Consider the following 22,050-nt stretch of genomic DNA (forward strand, 5'->3'; position numbering starts at 1 on the left):
CCGGCCCCATCCCATCGGGTCCGTCCTCGGGCGTCTCTCGTGGCCTGTGGCGGGCCAGGATTCGCCTGGAGGTGGTCGGCGTGAGTGTCGGGACGCCGAGCGTCGCCTTCTATACGGACTGGCAACGCGCGCGAGGCGAGGGCGTCAACTCGCACAAAACCCCCGGCGTGGGGTCCACCTCAGTCGACTTGTGGCCCGACACGGTCCCCGACGCCGAGCGGGCGACCCGAATCGTCCGCCGCGTCGCCGATACCCTCGACGACCGTGGCGTATCCTACGGCGTCCGGTTCCCGGTCCTCGTCGAGAACGTCACGGGCGAACCGGCGTTCGAGCGCCGAGACGGCGGGATAGCGGCCACGGCGGCCTATCACCGGGTATTGCGGTCGGTCGAGGACCTCGTCGAGCGTGGTATCGTTCGGCGAGAGAGAATCCCCGATTACTCGGTCGTCGACGGCGTCGTCGAGAAGGGCGACCGCGAGAACGGTGACCTCTACATCCATCCCGAGTGGGTCCCTCCTACACTCCGGCCGTCGCACTTGAAGGTAAGTAGGCAAACCTCCTCGCGGCCAGACCCCGAGACCCCGAATCGCCCGACTGCGTCGGGGTGGCTTTCGGGACACGCGGGCGGTGGGACGGCGGCCGCCGAGGCTCGCTCGGTCCTTCGGGGTCGAGCGCAAATCATGCCGGGCGAACAGTCGGATGGCGTCAGGGCAAAACTCGGCCATGCACTGGCCGCTCACCGGCAGGGCGTCGACACTGAGGGTATGCGGCCGGACACGGTGTCCTCGACGGCCCGCGCCACTCGTCGACAGGCGACGTACTTCGGGGCGTGGGACGCCGCCCTCGACCGGCGTGTCGTGCCGGAGGACGTAGCCACACACGTCACGCTGACGCCCGACAGTCCGGGGTCGTATGGCGACCTCGTCGACGTGGCGGCCGCGGTGAACGACGACGTAGACGACTTGCTATCGTGGCTCGGCCGGCACACGCCGGGGCCGGGTCGCCCCCTCACGCTCGTGATTCGTGAGACGACGAGACGGGGCCGCCTACACATTCACGTCGTCGTATTCGGCGTGGCCCCTCAACACCTGCGAAACGAGGGTCTCGGGGACTACTGGGCGGGGACAAAGGGTCACGGTTTCGTCAACTACACTCGACTCGTCCGCCGACCCACTCGTGAGGGTCGGCGTTGGCTCGCTCTCGACGACGACGCGGGGGTCGAATCGGGGACGCCGATACGCGGCTATCTCGCGGCGGCCCTCAACGACCGTCGTCGGGTGACGGAACTCAACGCCGAGGCCCTGCATGAGGTGGCGAAGGGGGCCGAGCGCGGCGGTCTCGACCGGCGGGGTCTCGTCCAAACGGCGATTCTGTGGGCGACGGGCGTCGAGGCGTTCTCGGCGTCGCCCGCCCTCCTCGACACTGACCCGTCCACGCCGACGCCGTCCCGAGGACACGTCAATCGACGCGGAAATAACGTCAATGCACGTTTCAGTGGCGTGTCTTCGTCGGGACTGACGGGAGTCGCCGGGGCGATTACGTCAATGCACGTCAGCGATTACGTCGCTCGTCCGGGTCGAGACCGCCCGCCACCCGCCCCGCCTGACTCAGTCTTCGGTCACGTCGTCGAGAAGGTCACTGAGGTCGTCGTCCTCGGCCAAATCGTCGATGAGTGTCTCTGTGTCTGGTGTCTCGGTCAACTCATCGACGAGGTCAGATAGGGCGTCCTCCTCAGTCTCCACCTCGTCGAGGACCGCGTCGAGGGCGTCTCGCCGCTCGGGTAACTCGTCGAGAAGGGCGTCGGTCTCGGCGCTCACGTCGTCGAGGAAGTCGCTGAGGTCGGGCGGCTCAGTCACCTCGTCGGCGAAGTCGACAGGTTCAGTCTCAAGTTCGGCGAGAAGGTCGGCATCGATTTCGGGGGCCTCCAACTCGTCGAGAAGGGGGTCGAGGTCGTGGTCCTCGGCCATGTCGTCGAGAAGGGCGTCGAGGTCGTAAATACTGTCCTCAGTCATGGGTTTGAACCCCGCAATCACCCGCAAGTATTGCGCGGCGTCTCGCCGACTACAATCACGTTCGGCCAACCCCCCGCCAAGTGGGGTTGCAGTTCGGACAACCGTCGAGGTCGGCGCCGAGAATATCCATCAAAGAATCCGGCCCCGGACGTGAAGGCGGCAATCCTCGAATAGATGGGCGGTACCGAGTAGTCTCGCCGAAAATGAGAAACTGATTTTATCTCGGGTGCGTTTCGCGGGCGAAGTTTAGCGGTTCTCACGCCTCACTACTGGTCCGTCAACGTCGTCTGATACACTTCACCTTTCACGTCATCGGGGACGGGGAGTTTCTTCATCACCCGCGACTGTAACCGCAGATAGCCGTTCGCGGCCCGTTGGCAATTGGCCTCGAACCACGCGTGAGCCTCCGGGCTGTTCAAAAACTCGTGGAGCGCGTAAAGGTCGTCCGGGTCTTCGGGAATGATATAGTAGACGCTGTGGCGAGGCACGACTTCACCGGTTTCATCCAACCAGAACGTCGGGTCATCGGTCACGTCCTGACACAGAATCTTCGGTTGTAGTATATCTTCCATCGGTGGATTCTCGTGCCAGCCGTACCACGGGCACTTGTTCTTCTTGACGCACGAACGGTCTTCGAGACGGTCGCGGCGGAAACTCGCCCAGTCACCGAACGCTTCGAGGTCGTTTTCGGACGGGAGTCGACCGTCCTCACGGTACGGACAGATGAACACCTCGCCGCTGTCGGGGCCGTCGTTGATACGGAGTTGTTTCCCTGAGGTCGTCGGATACGTCCAGTCGGAAAGTTGTTCAGGGACTTCGTCAGCATCCTGTACGAACACGCTGTCCGCTCCCGTGGCGACGCCACAACTAACGCGTTGGCACACGTCGCCGAGCGTTCGGTTCCCCGAGATGTTCGGTGTGTCGCCACCTCGGATAGTACTCGCCCAACTATTCCCGTTGGCACTCAGTGTGACGTTGTCCTCACTTCCATCGCGTCGGAGCACTCGCGTCTCGCCCGGTTCGGTGGCGTCGACCGTCGTGATGGTCGGGTAGGTCGTGAAGCCGTCGAAGGCGTCTTCTTCGATGTGGTGTATCTCCCGGACATGGTAGTCCCGTGCAAGGAGCCGACGGAGCGGGGCCGCCGTCTCGGTGTATTCGAATTTCTCCGGCGTGATGAGCGTCAGCCGTCCGCCGTCGCTGAGCACGTTCAACGACTGTTCGATGAACAGAATGAATAAGTCGAACCGCCCGGTGGCGGTATCGAAGCGTTGCTTGTACCGGGCCTTCTCGTCCTCGGACAGCCCCTCGATGGGGACATATGGCGGGTTCCCGACGACGTAACGGAACTCGCCGAGGCCAGAGAGGTCGCCGAGAAAGTCACGCTCGAGGAGGTCGACTGACGCGTCGGCGTGCGTCTCGCGGGCTTCGCTCAACAGTTCCGGGTCTGTGTCCATCCCGACGCCATCGGGGACAGGAAGACCGCGCGTTTCGCAATACCGATGAACGGCGGCGACGAACGGGCCAGTTCCGACGCCTGGAAAGAGAATCCGGTCGCCGTCAGACGGTTGCCTGTCGTCAAACAACTTTTCAACAATTCGGTCAGCAAGTGCGGGCGGTGTCGGGACGTGCCCCTTCATACACTCTGTTAGGTACCTCGAGTTATTTAAAGTTATATGTGTCTCGAGTCCTATTCACGGGTGACGCCCCACTCGTTGAGGTGGTCGACGAGTCTGTCCAGTTCGTCCTGAAACACCACCGCGTGAATGTTCGCCGCACTCGCCTTGTGAACCTCCTCACGTAATTTCTCGCGCCGTTCTCGCAGATTAAATTGTGTGACGTTGGCGACCGCGACGAACTTCGCGTCAGGGAAGTTCTCGGCGGCGGCCCGCGCCTCGGAACCGAACTCCTTGAATCGCTTTTGTTGGTCGCGCTGTTGGATGACCCGTACCTCGCCGACCACTTCGTATGGTTCCTCTGTCGGGACGACGAAGTCCGGTTCGCCCGGAAGCGTGTTGCCCTTGAAGTTTAGGTAGCCGTGTTCCTCGAGGTACTCGCGGACGTACTCCTCGTACTTTGACCGTTTATGTCGCCGCTGGTCACCCTCCCACATCTTCACGAAGCCGAACAGCACGGTTTCTAGCGAGAGGTCGTGGGGGAGAAGGTCGACAAGTGCGTCGGCGAACTTGACGGCCTGTTCCTCCTCACGAAAGTCCGTTTTTCGGTCGCGGAGGTTTCCGATGTTCTTCTCGCCGTATAGCCGTTCGAACTCTCGGTCGGGAAGCCCCGTTATCTTCTGAAAGAGTGGCATCAGTGTGTGGGAATTTTCCCACAACGCATCCAGATAATCAGACGTAGTCGCTTCGCTGAATACGACGCTCTCGTTTCCGCACTCGTCGGATTCGATAACGAAGTGCCGTCGGAGTGCGGCCTCGGCTTCATCGAGAAGTTCGTCCAATTCCTCGTACAATCCGGGTAACTCCTCACTATTCGGTCGCGGATACTGAACCATACAAAACCCGACAGACGAGTTCCTGATAATAGCACCGACCTACTTGAATTGTTCAGTCAGTCCTTTGGTCAGAAGTCGTCGTCTCCGAGAACTTCGCCCTCGTCGGTGATGACCCCCTACCGTCTCACCACGGCATTTCGCTCGATTCGCTGTGGGTCGGCCATCGAAGACTGGGTCCCGTATCGGTCGCATCGTCCAGTGCGACGCATAGCGCCCTCACTCGTCCTCGTTCGACATGGCCCGGAGCGCCCCGACCGCATGGAGGCCGTCGTCCGGGTCCTCCTCGTCGGGTGTCTCCTCCTCGGTCGACATGGCGGAGAGCGCCCCGATACGGCCGAGGCCGTCGGGGTCGTCGTCGGGCGTCTCCTCCTCGTCCTTCTTCGACATGGCCGAGAGAGCGCCGACGTGGTCGAGGCCGTCAGTGTCGACGCGGTCCTCGGTCGGGCGGTTCGTCTCGGTGTCGCCCATACCCAGGCGCCGTTCGAGGTCGTCCACTCGGGCCGATAGTTGGCGGCGGGTCGCACGTCGGGTCATTCTGCGGACACCTCCTCGACGGCGTCGTCGTCCCTGTCGGCGTGGGCCGCACCGTGTCCGTTGAGGGCGTCGCGGGACGAGAACGTCTTGCCGCACTCCCCACACTCGTACACCTGCGAGAAGTCGAGGTTGGCGCCCTGACGCCACGTCTCCAGGTCCTCGGCGTAATCCACGTCGCCCCGCGTCTCGGCCGTCGTCACGGGGTTCAATCGCTGGCCTGCGCTGTCGAGGGCGAGGATTCGCCAACCGCCTACCGACTTCCAGACCGCCGGCGTCACGAGGGTCTCGGGTATCTCCTCACCCGGCCGGAACGTGACGTGTCTGTCGCGCTCGGTGTCGACGCCGTATTCGTCTATGAGGGCGTCGGGGAGATTCTCGATACTCGTGCTGAACGGTTTGTTTACGACGACCAGGTGAGCGGTCTCGTCGGGCCACGGCTCCTCCTCGGGTTCGTCCGATTCTCCCGAGGTCCTGGGGTCGTAGCCGATAATGTCGGGACTCATTGGTCTCCTCCGCGAGGTGTGTTGTCTATCATCGTACCTCACATGATATAGAGTCGTCGAGCGTAAAAACCCCCCGCCGTCGCGCGATTTTCACTTTCACTCCACTACAACGCAGTATTTACGTCGGCATCTTCGACTGAGAATCGAACGCCTAACGACTCATGGCACCGCCGTCGCTCATGAGTGGTTGAAGCAAGAGGGGAATGGGCGTCCCCCTCGTTGACAAACCCCGACGAGAAGGGAGGGTTGCACACCCCGCGGCCCCCTTTTCGTCGTACATCGTTCTTTGAGTGCGTGGGGCATAGGGGTTTCGGCCCCCCCCTCACTCGTCGGGGTGTGACGCCCGCCATCAACACATGGCGACCACCACACCACCCCGCTCGACGCCGTCGACGCTGTCAGTCCTCCGCACCGTCCTCGTCCACCCGCTCTACGTCCTCGGTCGCCGTGAGCGGGGTCGCCTCGGCCGACGCCATCCCGTCCGAATCCTCGGCGTATTGTGCCGACTCGGTCGGGACGAGGTTGCCGTCCTCGTCGGGGCGGAACCCGACCAACCCCCCGCCGCCGGACTCGTCGTCGAGCATGGGGGCGAACGCGTCGAGGAGCCCTTCGAGCCGGCCGAGGTCCTCGGCGGTGAGTCCCGGCACGTCCACCGCGTCGGTCCACGGCGTCGCCCCTCTCGCAGTCTCGCACTCGGGGCAGGTGTCCTCACCGGGCGAGAGGACGCGCAGGCAGTCGTCGCACACGGTGTCCCACGGGTCGACCTCGTCGCCATTCTCGCGGACGCCGGGGACGCCAAAGGCGTTGTGCGCGGCGGCGTTGTGGTCGTCGCCGGTGAGGTGAGAGTAGGTCTCCTCCATCACGTCCGAGGCGGGGGCGTGGCCCAACCAGAATTTAATATCCGCGGTGGTAATGTCGGGGTGCTTCAGGCACGTATTGACGAAGTTGTGCCTCATCATGTGGGGGTGGGCCGGTTTCGAGACGGTCACAACGTCGACTCGCTCGGCGGTTTTCTTCTTGAGTTGCGCCATCGTGTAGCGAATCGTCTCTTTCGTGACGGGCGTCGTCGGGTCCATCTTCGACGCCCCCGGCTTCGCCGTAATCAGGTAGTCCTCGGGGTCGCCGGTGGGGTGAAAGTCGAGCCAGTCGCGGACGGCCCGATACGCCTGCGAGAGCGGCCGGGGTTCGCCGGGTCGGTCGATGTTCTTGAGGCCGTCGGCGTCGGTGTTGAACGACCACACGCCCGCGTCGAGGTCCACGTCTTTCACCCGGAGCGTCCGCAGGGCGGTGTTCCGCATCCCGGCGTAGAGGAGGAGGTGGAGAATCGCGGCGTCTCGCGGGTGGTCGACGACCGTTCGCAGGGCGGCCCGTTCCTCGGGCGTAAGCATATCGCCCTCGGTCCACGGCGTCGTTTTCGACCGCTCGTGGACGGTAATATCGGCGGGGTCGACGCCGAGGTCGGCGTGGTAGCGATAGAACTTCTTGAGGGCGTTTTCAATATCGGCCACGCGGGAGAGGCCGGGGCCGTCCTTCGCTTTCACCCGGCCGGTGGTCCATGCGTTGACGGTATCGGCGTCGGTCTCGTCGCCGGTGAGGTGGAGGTCCTTCGCCGCCACCGAGAGGCGTTCGGCCCATGCGTCGAGCGTCCCCCGCGCTTTGTGGCCGTCTTTCCGGTCGTCGTAGAGGTCTCTCGGCAGGCTCTCGGTGGCGTCCTCGGCGTCGTAGGCGGCGCACAACTCGCGGATGGCGTCGCCGTCGTCGGGGTGAATCTCGCCGTCCTCGACGCGGCGGTCGAGACTGTCGAGCGTGTCCTGAAACTGGGTTTGGTGTTGGCTCATACTGCTCACTACGCCGGGGGCGACCATAGCACTTCCGGGTTTGTGCAGATGAGGTCGAGACAAAGGCCCAGTTCGGTCAGATCGTGAATATGTACCAGCGCGCCCGCGCGTCGAGCGCCCGGATCTTCGGGCTGATGGACGAACCCAGCCGCATCGAGTCGGCCGAGGACGCGCCACCGCTGTCCATCTCGGACGGGAGCGTCGTCTACGACCACGTCTCCTTCGAGTACGAAGACGAACCCATCCTCCGGGACGTCTCCTTCGAGGTCGACGGGGGCGACACCGTCGCGCTGGTCGGCCCGACCGGGGCGGGGAAGTCCACGGCGCTGAAACTCCTCCTCCGCATGTACGACGTCGACGCCGGCGCCATCCGCATCGACGGGCAGGACCTCCGGGCGGTTAGTCTCTCGAGTCTGCGCGAACACATCGGTTACGTCAGCCAGGATACGTTCCTCTTCTACGGGACCGTGCGGGAGAACATCGCCTACGGTCGGGAGGACGCGGATCAGGCGGCCGTCGTCCGGGCCGCGAAGGCTGCCGAGGCGCACTCGTTCGTCTCGAATCTCTCCGAGGGATACGACACGATGGTGGGCGAACGCGGCGTCAAACTCTCCGGTGGGCAGCGCCAGCGCATCGCTATCGCCCGCGCCGTCCTCGCCGACCCGGAGATACTGATCCTCGACGAGGCGACCTCCGACGTCGACACCGAGACGGAGATGCTCATCCAGCGAAGCCTGGATCGGCTGACCACCGACCGCACCACATTCGCCATCGCCCACCGCCTCTCGACGGTCAGGGACGCGGATCAGATCGTCGTCCTCGAAGACGGCCGTATCGCCGAACGGGGCACCCACGACGAACTCATCGAAGCCGACGGACTCTACGCCAACCTCTGGGGGGTGCAGGCGGGCGAGATCGAGGAGCTACCTGCCGAGTTCGTCGAGCGAGCGATCGAACGCCAGTCGGACCGGCGGAACGCCGACGACTGACCGACACGGTTTATTGATCCGCCGCACGGACGCTGTGGTATGCGCCTCGCGGACGTACCCTGGACCGACGCCGACGCGGCCGACGTGGACGTCGTCCTCTTGCCCGTCGGGAGCACCGAACAACACGGCCCCCACGCACCGCTCGGGACCGACCATCGTAGCGCCGAGGCGGTCGCCGAGGTCGCTGCCGACGCCACCGAACTCGAGGCCGTCGTCGCGCCGACTATCCCGGTCGGCATCTCGGAGGAGCACCGCCAATTCACCGGCACCACGTGGGTCTCGCCGGACACCTTCCGGGCCTACGTCCGCGAGACGATCGAATCGCTGTTCGGTCACGGCTGGAATCGCGTCGTCATCGTCAACGGCCACGGCGGCAATTCGGCCGCCATCGAGGAGGTCGCTGCCCGACTCACCCGGAACAACGACGCACTGGTCGCTCCGTTCACCTGGTTCGACGCGGTCGACGTCGACGTGCCGATGGGCCATGCTGGCCCGCTCGAGACGTCGTTTCTCCTCGCGGCGTTCCCCGACCTCGTCCACGAGGATCGGTTCGAGTCGGCCGCAGGTGGCGCTGCGGACCGCTGGGGCGACTGGGTCGGTGGGACCAATCTGGCCCCGGACAGCGTCCAGTTCGCGGAGAACGGCGTCGTCGGGGATCCACGAGCGGCGAGTACAGCGATCGGCGAAACCCTCGAACAGCAGGCGAGCGACGCCCTCGTCTCGGTGATGGAGGCGGTACTGGAGCGCGACGTCACCACCCCTGCCCACCGATAACTGCTTACGATTCGTCCTGGAGGTCCTCGAGTTGGCCCTTGAGGTCGGGGACCGACGCCGTCAGGTCACCCACCGCCTCGGCCATCTCGTCGATGGTCGTCACGACCGTTTCTACCGATTCGATCCGCGCTTCGAGGTCGTCGGCGTCCTCGAACGCCTCCGCGCGCTTGCCCATGGTGTACCACTTCTTCGCGTCCCGGAGATGATCGCGGGCCTCGCCCGCATCGAGTGCCGACCGGAGGGCGTTGAGGACGCCGAGCGTGTTCGCCGATTCCACGTCCCAGATGGCCGTCGGCTCGGGTAGCTCGTCGGTCGCGGCTTCGAGGTGCGCTTCGACGTCGGCCCGCACCTCTTCGGCGGCTTCGCCGAAGAGGTCGTCGTCATCGAGGGTGGTCTGGCTCATGGTCTCGGGTTCGACGGGCGATGAGTTAAACGCACGGCTCGAAATGGGGTGCGTCGACGACCCCGGTCTCGCTCACCCCGGTCCGTTTGCCACTTGATCGGCGGTCACTGCGTGGGACGGCCCGGGCTTTCAGGCGGGATCGACCGGTGCCTCGGCATGCTGGTGGCAGGCGGCGACGGTTCAGTGACGCGCCGACGAACTGGCTGTCGACCAGACGGCCCTGGGAATCGATCGGTATCCCGTTCGTCTCGTCACCGATACCGGACCAACAGTCTTATTCTCTCGCGTTCCTCGCTTCCACGGTCGTGAGTTCCATCAGCGGATACCCATCGACCATGGACATCTCGGCGACCGCTTCGATTCCGTCGTAGTCGACTACGACTTCGACTGCCATGTACTCGCCCGTCAGTTCGACGTATCCGTGTTCGTCGGCCGCCTTTTCGAGGCGGTCGGTGTCGATGGAGACGGTAACGTCTCTCGCGTATGGCTGGTTCTCGATGCTCTCCTCGATGGCGGTCGCCAGACTGTCCGCGCTGTCGGCACTTACGGGGGTCCCGGCGAACTGATGGTAGAGCGCTCCGAACTTGATTCCCGCCTCGAAGGCGGCGGTCTCGGCGTCGGTGGGCATACTCGTCGAGTCGGTTGCGGTCGGTATGTGGGTTTGGGTCCCTCAGTCGGGTCCCAGCAGAAATCGGCCGGCACCGGTGATACGATAGCGCGGCCCGCCGATGGCGACCAGGACGATACCGGCGACGAGACGTTCTCCTGTCGGTCCTTCGCCCGATAGATCAGGGCCAGAGCCCGCGCATCGTTTTCGCCTCGCCGATGCGCTGGAGGGCCACGACGTAGGCGGCTTCTCGCCAGGTGAGGTCTTTGTCCTCGTACACCTCGCGAACCTCGTCCCAGGCGCTCAGCATGTGGGTTTCCAGCTCGTCGTGCACGCGATCCAGCGTCCACTGGCGACGGTTGATGTCCTGCAGCCACTCGAAGTAGGAGACGGTGACCCCGCCGGCGTTCGCGAGGATGTCCGGGACGACCGGAATGCCGCGCTCGGCAAAGATTTCGTCGGCTCCGGTGGTCGTGGGACCGTTCGCCCCCTCGACGATGATGTCGGCTTCGACGTCGTCGGCGTTGTCATCGGTGAGGACACCGCCGATGGCCGCCGGAATCAGGACGTCGACGTCGAGTTCGAACAGCGCATCGCTGTCCAGGGTCCGCGGCGCGTCGTAGCTGGTGACGGCGTTGGGTTCTTCGTCGTAGGAGGGAATCGCATGCGTATCCAGGCCGTCGGCATCGTACACCGCCCCGCCCATGTCGGAGGCGGCGACGACGTTCGCGCCCCAGTCGTCGAGGGCCCGCGCCGCGTTTGCACCGACCGATCCGTAGCCCTGGACGGCGACGGTCGTGTCATCGAGGTCCCGGCCCTGATACTCGAGGAACTCCCGCGTGATGATCGCCACCGAACGACCCGGTGCCCCTTCTCGGCCTTCGGACCCGCCGATAACGGGGGGCTTTCCGGTCACCACTCCGGGGATGGTCTCCCCGCGGAGCATGCTGTACGCGTCCATCATCCACCCCATCGTCTCCGGGCCGGTTCCCATGTCGGGTGCCGGGATGTCGACCGTCGGGCCGATGACGTCGCGGATTTCCTCCGTGAACCGCCTGGTCAGTCGTTCGGTCTCACGCTTGGAGAGGTCGTACGGGTCGACGACGATACCGCCTTTTGCCCCACCGAACGGCAGGTCCATGACCGCGCATTTCCAGGTCATCCACATCGCTAGCCCGACGGACTCCTCGGCCGAGACGTCGGGGTGATACCGAATCCCGCCCTTGTACGGGCCGCGGACGTCGTCGTGTTGGGCGCGATACCCGGTGTAGGTCTCGATAGTGCCGTCGTCACGTTCGATCGGTACGGTTACCTGCGTAACCCGGGTGGGTCGTTTCAGTCGTTCGATAACCCCCTCGTCCACGTCGACGTACTCGGCCGCGGTGTTCAGTTGGTGGAGTGCCGTAGCCAGTGCCGAGTCATCTGGTTCGTCGATGCCGTCGTCGCCAGCGGATGTCGTTTCAAATACCATTGTCTGCCTCGTGTCCCGTACACCCTTCCGGTTGCCATTGAAGAATATGATAGTTTCTCCTCGTCGGCGCTTCGATAGAGAACCTCACACACGAAATTTGCCGTTACCGATACATATAGGTAGGGGCTCGAAATCGCGGTCGACAGCTCACGAGAATGGAATCGCGGGGCGGAAAACGGTCTACAATCAGCGTCGGATCGCCGGTCCGAAGCGACCGATTACTGGTCGAGTCCGAGTTCTTCGGCCTGCTCGTCGATGTACGCCTGGATCTCCTCGATGACCTCGTCGCCGTCGTCCTTCGCGAAGAGGTGCTTGTACCGTCCCTGTTTCTCGAGGTATTCCTCGACAGGCTTCCGGTTCGAGAGGCTCATCACGTCGGTGACCTCGCCGTTCTCGATCTCGAAGAGCGGGTGCATGCCGGTCTGAACGGCGAGCTTGGCGATATTGACCGTCTCGGCGGAATCGAACTGCCAGCCGAGCATACAGGGCGAGGAGACCTGGATGTACTTCGGCCCGTCGTGTTCGAGTGCCTTCTCGATCTTCTTCTTGAAGTCGGTCGGGTAGGCGATCGACGCCGTCGCCACGTACGAACAGCCGTGATCGGCCGCGATGGCCGGCATGTTCTTCTTGTTCGTATCGTTCCCGAAGCTCTCCTCGCCTGGCGGCGAGGTGGTGGTGGAGGCACCGAGCGGCGTCGAACTGGAGCGCTGGATGCCCGTGTTCATGTACGCCTCGTTGTCGTACGCGATGTACAGGATGTCGTGACCGCGCTCCATCATCCCACTCAGGCTCCGCATGCCGATGTCGAAGGTGGCGCCGTCGCCACCGATGACGACGAAGTTGACGTCGTCGTGGTCCTCGTACTCCTCGAAGCCCTCCTTGTTGTCGAAAGCCCGGTAGGCCGCTTCGACGCCGGAGGCCACGCCGGGAGCGTTCGCGAACACGTCGTGGATCCAGCTCACGTCCCACGAACTCTCGGGGTACGGACTGGAGACGACTTCCATACAGCCGGTCGACTGCGAGATGATCGTGTTCTCGCCGGTCGCCTCGGTGATAAAGCGCATCGCGAGGGCGGGTCCACACCCTGCACAGGCCCGGTGGCCGGGCTTGAACAGGTCGTCGTCGTGGCTGATCTCCGGTTCGGGCGGGCTCGTCTCTTCCATTGAACTCATCAGTGGGTCACCTCGTCGGGCAGGATGTCGCGATTCAGCTGTGGCCAGTCCTCTTCGCCGCGGAAGCGGCCGGCCGGGCCCGAGGTCTTCGCGTCGATGACCTCGTCGACGATATCGCTGATCTCGTCTTTGGTTACGTCTCGGCCGGCAAGCCCGAGGACGTTGCCTAGGATGGCCGGGTTGTGGCCGGAACCGTACATGGCGGATTTCAGCTCGGAGACCAGCGTGCTCTGGTGGCCGGGGGAGACCTCCTTGGTGAGCACGCCGACGGCTTCCACACCCGCGAGAGCCTCGCGAAGTGCCTCGGCGGGATATGGGCGGATGACCCGCGGCTTGACGATCTTCACGTCCGCGGGGTGCTCTGCGATGACGTCACGCATCGTCCCGACGATGGAGCCGAGACCGAGGATGGCGACGTCGGCGTCGTCGGGTCCGTATGTCTGGAGCAGGCCGCCGTATTCGAGACCGTACTCGCGACCGAACTGGTCGGCGAACTCCTCGACGACGTCGCCGATGGTCTCCTTCGACCGGAGCATCGCCTCGTGGACGGCGTAGCGGGTCTCGGTCCAGTGCTCGGGCCGCGCGAACGCACCCATCGTTTTGGGATTTTTCGGGTCGAGGGTGGCGTGGGGCTCGCGCTGCGGGAGGAACTCGTTCGTCTCCTCCTCGGTCGGTATCTCGACGGGCTCTTTGACGTGGGTCAGGATGTAGCCGTCGAGGTTGGCGAGCGCGGGCAGGGAGATGTCGGGATCCTCTGCGACGCGGTAGGCCATCAGCATGTTGTCGACGGCCTCCTGGACGTCCTCGGCGAAGAACTGGAGCATCCCACCGTCGCGCTCGGCGAAGGCGTCAGTGTGGTCGTTCCAGATCGAGAGCGGCCCGGAGAGGCTGCGGTTCGCCACGGCGAGGACGAGCGGGAGCCGCATCCCGGACGCCGTGAACAGCGGTTCGGACATGAGCTTCAACCCCTGGGAGCTCGTCGCGCTGAAGACGCGGGCGCCGGCCCCACTCGCACCGATACACGAGGACGCGGCGTTGAACTCGGAGTCGACCTTGAGATACTCCCCACGGAGGTCGCCGTCGGCTTTCATTTGGGAGAGCTTCTCGACGATGCCGGTCTGGGGGGTGATCGGATAGGCGGAGACGACGTCCGGCTGGGCGGAGAGGACGGCGTGGGCGACGGCTTTGTCGCCTTTCAGCATCTTCTGCTCGCCCATCTCATTTCACCTCGGGGAACATCTCGATGGCGTCGACAGGACAGACCTCTGCACAGATGCCACAGCCCTTGCAGTAGTCGTAATCGATCTCGTAGCGCCGGTCACCGACGCCTTTGGCGGCCATGTCGGGACAGAAGGTCTCACAGAGGCCACAGCCCGTACAGGCGTCGTGGTCGATCTCCGGCATAAATTCGCGCCACGTGCCGGTCTTGTTGACCACCGACGTTCCCGGCTCTGCCACTGCACCCTTCGAGATTTCGAGATCGGAATATGGATCGATTGTATCGCTCATACGGTGGATACCTCTGCGTACGCGTCGGTTGTGGCCGCAACGTTCTGTTCGCCGATCTCACCAGGGAACTCGGTCATGATGACCGATTCCATGCTCTCCTGCTGGAGGACGCCCGTGACGCTCGCGAACGCGCCCATGAGCGCCGTGTTCATGATCGGTTTCCCCAGGTGTTCGAGTGCGATCTCCGTCGCGTCGACGGTCACCACGGTCGCGTCGGTTTCGAGGTCGAGCTCCTCGGGGTCCGCTTCGGTGTTGACGACGATTGCGCCGTCGTCCACCACGCCGCGGGCCACGTCGACGAACTCGATCAGCGACGGATCCTGGACGACGACGTAGTCTGGTTCGTCGACCTGGCTCCGGTCGGTTATCTTCTCGTCGTCGATGCGGGCGAACGCCTCGACGGGTGCCCCGCGGCGCTCGACGCCGAACGACGGGAATGCCTGTGCCCACTTGTCCTCTTCGTAGGCCGCCTCTGCGATCAGATGGGCCAGTGTCACCGACCCCTGACCGCCACGGCCGTGGATACGAATCTGTTTCACGATATGTCACCTCGTGGTGTACGAACGGAGAGTCCGTTCGCGGTGCCGCCGCCAGCACCGGCGGCCATTCCACGTCTTTCTGTAGTGTCCTCCAGGGGATATTCCCACGTCCCGTATTTTATGGGTGGTTAAGTGTATACACATCCTTAATATTCTTTAATTTACATTGATTTTACCCACGTATTGGCGATTATTGGAGCGTTCAAATCTGGCGAAAACATCCGGTAGAAGTGCTGAAACGCCGTTGGGGGTGTGATGTACCGTATTCAATGTACCATATTCCGGATAGTTACGCCCGCCCGTCCAGTTGTGGGTCCGCCTGTCATATCTGGCCGGTCGTGATGACGATCGGCCCGTTTCGACTTTCGGTCACGAACGGTGTCTTCAGGTCTCAAACGGTGTCTCCGGGTCACGAGCGATGTCTCCGGGTCACGAACGGCGGTTCGCGGTCGGTATTGGCCGACCAAAACCGGCGAAATTCGCTCCCGAGAGCGTCCCATACCACGATTCAGGTGTTCGCCACGAGAACAATACTTTTCACGCTACATCTCCTATCGATGTCTACATGGTCGACACTGAGGCAGTACGGGAGGCCCTACGTGATGTCTACGACCCCGAGATTCCGGTCAACATCGTCGATCTCGGACTCGTCTACGACATCGAGGAACGCGAGGACAACGAGAACGCGGTCCACGTCGAGATGACGCTCACGAGTATGGGCTGTCCGGTGGCCGATAGCATCAAGCGGAACGTGACCGTTGCCGCCGAATCGGTCGATGGTGTGGAGAATGCGTCCGTGGAACTCGTCTACGAACCGCCCTGGTCGCCCGCGGAGGCCTCCGAGGATGGCAAAGCCCAGCTGCAGTCGCTCGGTATCCGGATTCCGGACTACGACAGCGAGGACGAAGCGGCCGCCAACGAAGCCCCGTTTTAGATTCGGATCGCTTTTTTCGTTTCCGCCGACTCCTGTCCGCAATTACAAGCACCGAATCAGGGGGTCACAACGGATACCGTATCGGCCAGACCGGTATCGAGGTCGACGTCTGTCGATGTGGTCACTCTGGCCGGCTGCCGATCCGTCGAGTGGACCGGCATCTGCCTCGTTCTGTAGCCGTTCCATGTTCGTGGCCGTGGCCACCTTCTCAGTGTTCGTGGTCGTGTTCCCCACGTCCGTGCCCGTGGGCATCTTCGTACTCGAATACCGCTAACTCGTCGTTCCGGAATCTGTCGACGATCTCCTCGACCGTCCCCTCCTCCGATTGGAAGACGTCGATGCCGTAGTCGTCAAACAATCGCATTCCACGCTTACCGACCTCCGTGACGAGGACGGCGTCGACGTCGTGCTCTGCGACGTAGGTGGGTGGCAACTTCGAGCCACCACGGTGGTCGCTCCGGTTCGCAATGACGTCGACGGCGTCGGTTTCGGTGTCGACGATGGTGTAGTACGGTGCCTGTCCGAAGTGCCCGGACAGTTCGGCAGTGGCGCCGTCGTCGCTCGTGGTGGGTACACACGCTCGCATAGTGAACTACTACCGTTGAAGCGCGTCGTCGGTGTCAACCTTTCCGTCCCGGAAGCCACCGCACGGACCGGTCTCGAGCGCCGGTTACCCTTCCCCTTCGGATTGCCCGGGTTCCCCGACGGCACCGATCGAGACGTTCGACAGTATCTCGGCTTCGAGCGCTTCGGCAGATTCGAACTGTGATTGATTCACCCGTTCGAGGACCCTCGCGAGCGACTCCTCGCCGTCCGCGTACAGCACGGTCAGGTCGGCGATCTCTGCTTCGATCTCACCCTTCGTTACCGGGTACTCAAGCGATTCGAGTACCGCGGAAACTTCGTTCAGTTTGACCTCCCCCTCCATGGGAGGTAGTAGGGTCACCCGAGGCAATAACGTTTCGGCTGGTTGATGTGATCCTCGCTATCCTGCCAGGAGCCGGTGCGTCCCCGACGCTACGCTGCGCTCATCCGGCGGTTCGGAGACTGTCTGCACCGGGAGCAGTGCCCGACAGGCCGGATTCAGATGTCGTCGACGAGCGACGCCAGGTGCTCTTTCTGGTCTTCCTCGACGGGCCGATGCGGTGACCGTGGATGGCCGGCGGGGGCGCCCCGCTCGCGCATCGCCCACTTCAATCCGGGGACGCCATGCGTCGTGGTGATCCCCCGGTTCAACTCCACGAGTTCTGCATTCCGTGCGCGCGCCGCTTCGGGGTCTGCGGCGTGTGTCTCGTAGATCTCGCTCGTTCGATCCGGCGCGATGTTCGCGAGCGCGACCACGCCGCCGGTGGCGCCCGCGTCTAGCGCCTGCGCGAGGACGCTCCCGCTGCCGACCAGCACGTCGAACGCCTCCTCGGTGGTCCGATGGACGGTCCGCACGAGTTCGGCGACGTTCCCGGAGGAATCCTTCATTCCAGCGATGTTGGGGTGACTCGCCAGTCGTTCGACCGTCTCCGGTTCGATCCGGACGTCGGTGAACGCCGGTACCGAATAGAGGTATACGGGAATCGGTGCGGCGTCCGCGACCTCGCGGTAGTACGCCTCGAGGGCCTCCTGATCGTGATTGTAGTAGAACGGGGTGACGACCAGCGCCGCGTCGGCGCCGACCTCGGCGGCCGCCTCGGTCGCATCCACCGTCTCCTTGCGGCCCGGGCTCCCGGTTCCCGCGAGCACGGGGACGCTGGCCTCCTCGACGACGATTTCGGTGACCATCGCTCGTTCCGCTGCGGTCATCAATTCGGCTTCGCTGTTCGATCCGCAGGGGACGATGAAGTCCACGCCACGCTCTTCGACCCAGCCGACGAGGTCGCGCAGTGCGGGTTCGTCGATGTCTCCATCCTGTGTGAACGGTGTGACGAGCGGTGGTCCGACGCCTTCCATGTGGAGTTGCACTGCGCACTCCGCAAAGAAGCTTCGCACCAGCCAGGCCGAGTGGCTGCCGATAATAGTCTACCGACGATGGGCCGTCATTGCCCTCCTCGGTCGAAGGATGTTGAAAACACGCCCGGAGCGGGATTTGAACCACGCCCGAGAACCTGCGTCCCGCAGAACCTCGGTCTGATTCAAATCCCTGGCCGGTTTTCATCATCCACTCCCTCGTCGCAAGGCTCCTCGGTCGAAGGATGTTGAAAACACGCCCGGAGCGGGATTTGAACCCTGTACAGACGTTCCGGGGTGCTCGCTTCTCTGCGCTCCCGGGCGTGCGACTGCTGGTGTTCAAATCACCATTGGCCGTTTCCCGATTCACGCTCACTCGTCGCTACGCTCCTCGTTCGTAGTGAATCGGAAAAGCGCCCGGAGCGGGATTTGAACCCGCGTCACGACCGTGACAGGGTCGTATGATGGGCCACTACACCATCCGGGCTGGCTGCATTCAATGGTATCCGGGTGATAGGTATAAGGCTTTCCAAACGCAAGGGGTATGCGTCAAGGTGCCACCCAACGTCGTGTCGACGGGTTCGCCACGTGCGTCCGACTAGCATAGCCTGCCGCAGTTGACAAGACTTATCCGTGAGCCGCCGATAAGTCCCTGTAGTATCTCGTGAGACGCACTTCTGTCCCCACCCAGGTGCATCCATGGTAGACGTAAGCCAACACGAACTCGTTCCAGAGCACACCGTGCTGTCAGATGACGAGGTCGAGGGCGTACTCGAGGAGTACGACATCACCCCGACCGATCTGCCGAAGATCAAACGCAAGGACCCCGCGCTCCCCGACGACGCGGAGCCGGGCGACGTCATCAAGATCGTACGAGACTCGCGAACGACAGAGAACGCAATTGTGTACCGACTGGTAATCGAATAATGCAACCGGATAATCGACGCGCCCTATCGCGTTCGTACTTTTCGAAAGAACGGCTCGCAGAACATCACTTTCGCTCGTTCAACGCGTTCCTCACCCGGGGGATGCAGGACGTCGTCACCGAGAAGGAGACCATCGAGACGGACATCGGCGACAAAGAAGAAGAAGAGCCGGTGTGGGTCGAACTCGGCGACGTCCGGGTCGTCACGCCACGCGTCCGCGAGGCGGACGGGTCGGAAGAGCTCCTCTACCCACAAGAGGCCCGTCTCCGCAACATCACCTACTCCGCGCCGGTATTCATGGAAATGTCTATCATGCGCGGGGGCGAGGAGGAGGAGATTCAGGAACTGGACACCACCGAGACCAAAGTGGGTCGGATGCCCATCATGGTCGGGTCAGAGAAATGCAACATCGCGGGCTTCACCGACGAGGAACTGATCGAAATCGGCGAGGACCCGGCCGACCCCGGGGGCTATTTCATCATCAACGGTTCCGAGCGTGTGCTGATGACCAGCGAGGACCTCGCACCGAACAAGATCCTCGCGGAGTACGACGAGAAGTACGGCGACGAGATCCAGGTCGCCAAGACCTTCTCCCAGCGGCGAGGCTATCGTGCGCTGGTACTCGTCGAGCGGAACCGAAGCGGCATCCTCGAGGTCTCGTTCCCCTCCATCTCCGGCTCGATCGACTTCGTCACGCTCGTACGTGCACTCGGGCTCGAATCCGACGAGGAGATCGTCCACCGCGTCTCCGAGGACCCGGAGATCGTGAAGTTCATGCTGGAGAACTTAGAGGAGGCGGAGGTCCAGACCCAGGAGGAGGCCATCGAGGAACTCGGCCGTCGCGTCGCATCGGGCCAGGGCAAGAACTACCAGCTCAAACGGGCCAACTACGTCATCGACCGGTACCTCCTGCCCCACCTTCACGAGGAGGGCATCGAGGAAGAAGAGGTCCGGATGAACAAGGCCTACTACCTCTGCCGGATGGCCGAGGCGTCTTTCGAACTCGCGCTTCGTCGGCGTCAGCCCGACGACAAGGACCACTACGCGAACAAGCGATTGAAGGTCTCCGGCGACCTGATGAAAGACCTGTTCCGGACCGCGCTGAACAAACTCGCACGCGACGTGAAGTACCAGCTCGAACGGGCGAACATGCGCAACCGGGAACTCACCGTGAACACGGTCGTCCGCTCCGACGTGCTCACCGAGCGACTCGAACACCCCATCGCGACCGGGAACTGGGTCGGCGGCCGCTCGGGCGTCTCACAGCTCGTCGACCGGACCGACCACATGGGCGTGCTCTCTCACCTGCGCCGACTCCGCAGTCCGCTCTCGCGGAGCCAACCTCACTTCGAGGCACGCGACTTACACGCGACGCAGTGGGGACGCATCTGCCCGTCGGAGACGCCCGAGGGACCGAACTGTGGGCTGGTGAAGAACTTCGCACAGGCCATGGAACTCTCACAGAACGTCGAGGACGAACAAACGCTGAAGGCCGAACTCGCCTCAATGGGTGTCGAAGGCATCCCGGGTATCAGGACAGAGGCCACATCCGCAGACGACTAATATGAGCAAAGGACGAGACGCCAAGGTATACGTCAACGGAAGCCTCGTTGGGACCCACCAGGATCCCGAGGCACTCGCAGAACAGATTCGAGAAGCACGCCGTCGCGGGGACGTCTCCGAGATGGTCAACGTCTCGGTGAACGACCGCACTGACGAAGTCATCGTCAACGCGGACGCGGGCCGGGCTCGCCGCCCCCTGCTCGTCGTCGAGAACGGCGAACTGCTCATCACGGAGGAGGAGCTGGAGGCACTCACCGAGGGCGCTATCGACTTCCAGGACCTCGTCCAGGCGGGGAAGATCGAATTCATCGATGCCGAAGAAGAGGAGGACATCCTCGTCGCGGTCGACGAAGACGAGATCACCGGGGACCATACCCATATGGAACTCGATCCCTCGCTCATCTTCGGCATCGGGGCGGGCATGGTTCCCTATCCGGAACACAACGCGTCGCCGCGCATTACGATGGGTGCGGGCATGATGAAGCAGTCGCTGGGGCTCCCGGCCGCGAACTACCGCATCCGGCCGGACACCCGCCAGCACCTCATGCACTACCCGCAGAAGGCGATGGTCAACACCCAGACCACCGAACAGATCGGGTACGACGAACGGCCAGCGGGCCAGAACTTCGTCGTCGCGGTCATGTCCTACGAAGGGTTCAACATCGAGGACGCACTCGTGATGAACAAGGGTTCCGTCGAACGAGCCCTCGCCCGATCGCACTTCTTCCGCACCTACGAGGGTGAAGAACGGCGGTATCCCGGCGGTCAGGAGGACCGCTTCGAGATCCCCGAGAACGACGTTCGTGGTTCCCGCGGTGAGGAGGCCTACACGCATCTCGACGAAGACGGCCTCGTCAACCCGGAGACGGTCGTCGACGAGAGCTCCGTCCTCCTGGGGAAGACCTCCCCCCCACGCTTCCTCGAGGAGCCCGACGACATGGGCGGTCTCTCGCCCCAGAAGCGCCGCGAGACCTCCGTCACGATGCGGTCCGGCGAGGATGGCGTCGTCGACACGGTCACGCTTATGGAGGGCGAGGACGGCTCGAAACTCGCCAAGGTGTCCGTGCGCGACGAGCGGATCCCGGAACTGGGCGACAAGTTCGCCTCCCGCCACGGACAGAAGGGCGTCGTCGGCCACCTGGCGCCCCACGAGGACATGCCGTTCACCCAGGACGGCGTCGTGCCTGACCTCGTCTTGAACCCGCACGCGCTCCCGTCGCGCATGACGGTCGGCCACGTCCTGGAGATGCTCGGCGGGAAAGCCGGCTCGATGGAGGGCCGCTCCGTCGACGGGACCGCGTTCACCGGCGAAAACGAGGCGGAACTCCGGGAGTCCCTGGAGGAACACGGCTTCGACTCCAGCGGCAAGGAGGTCCTCTACTCCGGCGTGACGGGTGAGAAGATCGAGGCGGAGATCTTCGTCGGCACCATCTTCTATCACAAGCTCTACCACATGGTGTCGAACAAGATCCACGCTCGCTCGAAAGGACCGGTGCAGGTCCTGACTCGACAGCCGACCGAGGGACGGGCCCGCGAAGGTGGGCTCCGACTCGGCGAGATGGAACGCGACACCGTCATCGGCCACGGGGCGGCGATGGTCCTGAAGGAGCGACTCGTCGAGTCCTCCGACAAGGAGTACGTGTACGTCTGTGGCAACTGTGGGATGGCCGCGGTCGAGAACATCGATCAACGCCGCGTCTACTGTCCCAACTGTGGCGAGGAGACGGACGTCCACCGCCTGGAGATGAGTTACGCCTTCAAACTCCTCCTGGACGAGATGAAGGCACTCGGTATCGCCCCGCGACTGAAACTGGAGGACGCAGTCTAAG

22 protein-coding genes, 1 tRNA gene and 1 pseudogene are annotated in these 22,050 nt (G+C 63.5%); 7 read left to right on the top strand and 17 right to left on the bottom strand.

Annotated features, from left to right (window positions below; all coding sequences use genetic code 11):
* The first annotated feature begins 80 nt into the window (after positions 1-80).
* Positions 81-1,721, top strand: a complete 1,641-nt coding sequence (locus tag HSRCO_RS04065; RefSeq protein ID WP_259519131.1) for a hypothetical protein — start codon at positions 81-83, stop codon at positions 1,719-1,721.
* Here HSRCO_RS04065 and HSRCO_RS04070 read toward each other — a convergent pair.
* From HSRCO_RS04070 to HSRCO_RS04095, 6 genes are all read right to left on the bottom strand, one after another.
* Positions 1,608-2,012, bottom strand: a complete 405-nt coding sequence (locus tag HSRCO_RS04070; protein WP_259519133.1) for a hypothetical protein — start codon at positions 2,010-2,012, stop codon at positions 1,608-1,610. The genes HSRCO_RS04065 and HSRCO_RS04070 overlap by 114 nt on opposite strands.
* A gap of 266 nt (positions 2,013-2,278) precedes the next feature.
* On the bottom strand, positions 2,279-3,466 hold the full coding sequence (locus HSRCO_RS04075; protein ID WP_259519135.1) for a BREX-1 system adenine-specific DNA-methyltransferase PglX: 1,188 nt from the start codon (positions 3,464-3,466) through the stop codon (positions 2,279-2,281).
* A gap of 233 nt (positions 3,467-3,699) precedes the next feature.
* Positions 3,700-4,320, bottom strand: coding sequence for a hypothetical protein (locus HSRCO_RS04080; RefSeq protein ID WP_259519136.1), 621 nt, complete (start codon positions 4,318-4,320; stop codon positions 3,700-3,702).
* A gap of 417 nt (positions 4,321-4,737) precedes the next feature.
* Positions 4,738-5,055: a hypothetical protein gene (locus HSRCO_RS04085; protein WP_259519138.1), complete on the bottom strand. Its 318-nt coding sequence runs from the start codon at positions 5,053-5,055 to the stop codon at positions 4,738-4,740.
* Positions 5,052-5,558, bottom strand: a complete 507-nt coding sequence (locus tag HSRCO_RS04090; RefSeq protein ID WP_259519139.1) for a C2H2-type zinc finger protein — start codon at positions 5,556-5,558, stop codon at positions 5,052-5,054. Before HSRCO_RS04090 ends, HSRCO_RS04085 begins: the two co-directional genes overlap by 4 nt.
* A gap of 398 nt (positions 5,559-5,956) precedes the next feature.
* Positions 5,957-7,396, bottom strand: coding sequence for a site-specific integrase (locus tag HSRCO_RS04095; RefSeq protein ID WP_259519140.1), 1,440 nt, complete (start codon positions 7,394-7,396; stop codon positions 5,957-5,959).
* 65 nt (positions 7,397-7,461) lie between these two features.
* Here HSRCO_RS04095 and HSRCO_RS04100 point away from each other — a divergent pair.
* Positions 7,462-8,385, top strand: a pseudogene (locus tag HSRCO_RS04100) (ABC transporter ATP-binding protein); the annotation flags it as partial.
* A gap of 39 nt (positions 8,386-8,424) precedes the next feature.
* Positions 8,425-9,159, top strand: coding sequence for a creatininase family protein (locus HSRCO_RS04105; protein WP_259519141.1), 735 nt, complete (start codon positions 8,425-8,427; stop codon positions 9,157-9,159).
* 4 nt (positions 9,160-9,163) lie between these two features.
* Here HSRCO_RS04105 and HSRCO_RS04110 read toward each other — a convergent pair whose 3' ends face one another.
* The 7 genes from HSRCO_RS04110 to HSRCO_RS04140 form a co-directional block, all read right to left on the bottom strand.
* Positions 9,164-9,562, bottom strand: a complete 399-nt coding sequence (locus HSRCO_RS04110) for a DUF5790 family protein (RefSeq protein ID WP_259519142.1) — start codon at positions 9,560-9,562, stop codon at positions 9,164-9,166.
* A 274-nt stretch (positions 9,563-9,836) separates the two neighbouring features.
* Positions 9,837-10,190, bottom strand: coding sequence for a dihydroneopterin aldolase family protein (locus HSRCO_RS04115; protein ID WP_259519143.1), 354 nt, complete (start codon positions 10,188-10,190; stop codon positions 9,837-9,839).
* Between the two features lie 160 nt (positions 10,191-10,350).
* Positions 10,351-11,640 carry a glutamate dehydrogenase GdhB gene (gdhB, locus tag HSRCO_RS04120; protein WP_259519144.1) on the bottom strand — a complete coding sequence of 430 codons (1,290 nt, stop codon included), beginning with the start codon at positions 11,638-11,640 and terminating at the stop codon, positions 10,351-10,353.
* 218 nt (positions 11,641-11,858) lie between these two features.
* Positions 11,859-12,812, bottom strand: coding sequence for a pyruvate synthase subunit PorB (gene porB / locus HSRCO_RS04125; protein WP_259519146.1), 954 nt, complete (start codon positions 12,810-12,812; stop codon positions 11,859-11,861).
* A complete protein-coding gene (locus tag HSRCO_RS04130) occupies positions 12,812-14,029 on the bottom strand; it encodes a pyruvate ferredoxin oxidoreductase (RefSeq protein WP_259519147.1) in 1,218 nt (405 codons plus the stop codon). The genes porB and HSRCO_RS04130 overlap by 1 nt, the downstream gene beginning before the upstream one ends.
* A gap of 1 nt (position 14,030) precedes the next feature.
* On the bottom strand, positions 14,031-14,321 hold the full coding sequence (locus HSRCO_RS04135; RefSeq protein ID WP_259519148.1) for a 4Fe-4S binding protein: 291 nt from the start codon (positions 14,319-14,321) through the stop codon (positions 14,031-14,033).
* A complete protein-coding gene (locus HSRCO_RS04140) occupies positions 14,318-14,860 on the bottom strand; it encodes a pyruvate ferredoxin oxidoreductase subunit gamma (RefSeq protein WP_259519149.1) in 543 nt (180 codons plus the stop codon). The genes HSRCO_RS04135 and HSRCO_RS04140 overlap by 4 nt, the downstream gene beginning before the upstream one ends.
* A gap of 565 nt (positions 14,861-15,425) precedes the next feature.
* On the opposite strand from HSRCO_RS04140, the gene HSRCO_RS04145 reads away from it, so the two are divergent.
* Positions 15,426-15,794 (top strand): metal-sulfur cluster assembly factor, encoded by a 369-nt coding sequence (locus HSRCO_RS04145; RefSeq protein WP_259519150.1) that lies wholly within the window; start codon positions 15,426-15,428, stop codon positions 15,792-15,794.
* Positions 15,795-16,002: 208 nt separating this feature from the next.
* On the opposite strand, the gene HSRCO_RS04150 is transcribed toward HSRCO_RS04145, so the two are convergent.
* The 4 genes from HSRCO_RS04150 to HSRCO_RS04165 all read right to left on the bottom strand — a co-directional run bounded on the left by HSRCO_RS04150 (position 16,003) and on the right by HSRCO_RS04165 (position 18,219).
* Entirely contained in the window at positions 16,003-16,380 is a 378-nt protein-coding gene (locus HSRCO_RS04150; RefSeq protein WP_259519152.1) for a NifB/NifX family molybdenum-iron cluster-binding protein, read from the bottom strand.
* A gap of 84 nt (positions 16,381-16,464) precedes the next feature.
* Positions 16,465-16,722, bottom strand: coding sequence for a DUF5789 family protein (locus HSRCO_RS04155; RefSeq protein ID WP_259519153.1), 258 nt, complete (start codon positions 16,720-16,722; stop codon positions 16,465-16,467).
* A gap of 155 nt (positions 16,723-16,877) precedes the next feature.
* A complete protein-coding gene (locus HSRCO_RS04160) occupies positions 16,878-17,735 on the bottom strand; it encodes a dihydrodipicolinate synthase family protein (protein ID WP_259519154.1) in 858 nt (285 codons plus the stop codon).
* A 411-nt stretch (positions 17,736-18,146) separates the two neighbouring features.
* A tRNA-Asp gene (locus HSRCO_RS04165) sits at positions 18,147-18,219 on the bottom strand.
* Positions 18,220-18,431: 212 nt separating this feature from the next.
* On the opposite strand from HSRCO_RS04165, the gene HSRCO_RS04170 reads away from it, so the two are divergent.
* Genes HSRCO_RS04170 through rpoB form a run of 3 tightly spaced genes read left to right on the top strand, consistent with a single transcriptional unit; the run spans position 18,432 to position 22,049 of the window.
* Positions 18,432-18,659: a DNA-directed RNA polymerase subunit H gene (locus HSRCO_RS04170; protein ID WP_259519155.1), complete on the top strand. Its 228-nt coding sequence runs from the start codon at positions 18,432-18,434 to the stop codon at positions 18,657-18,659.
* Entirely contained in the window at positions 18,659-20,221 is a 1,563-nt protein-coding gene (locus HSRCO_RS04175) for a DNA-directed RNA polymerase subunit B'' (protein WP_259519156.1), read from the top strand. The genes HSRCO_RS04170 and HSRCO_RS04175 overlap by 1 nt, the downstream gene beginning before the upstream one ends.
* Position 20,222: 1 nt before the next feature.
* Complete coding sequence (gene rpoB / locus HSRCO_RS04180) at positions 20,223-22,049, top strand: DNA-directed RNA polymerase subunit B (RefSeq protein WP_259519157.1); 1,827 nt, start codon at positions 20,223-20,225, stop codon at positions 22,047-22,049.
* Position 22,050: the final 1 nt, after the last annotated feature.

The organism is Halanaeroarchaeum sp. HSR-CO (assembly GCF_024972755.1).
Taxonomy (GTDB): Archaea; Halobacteriota; Halobacteria; order Halobacteriales; family Halobacteriaceae; genus Halanaeroarchaeum.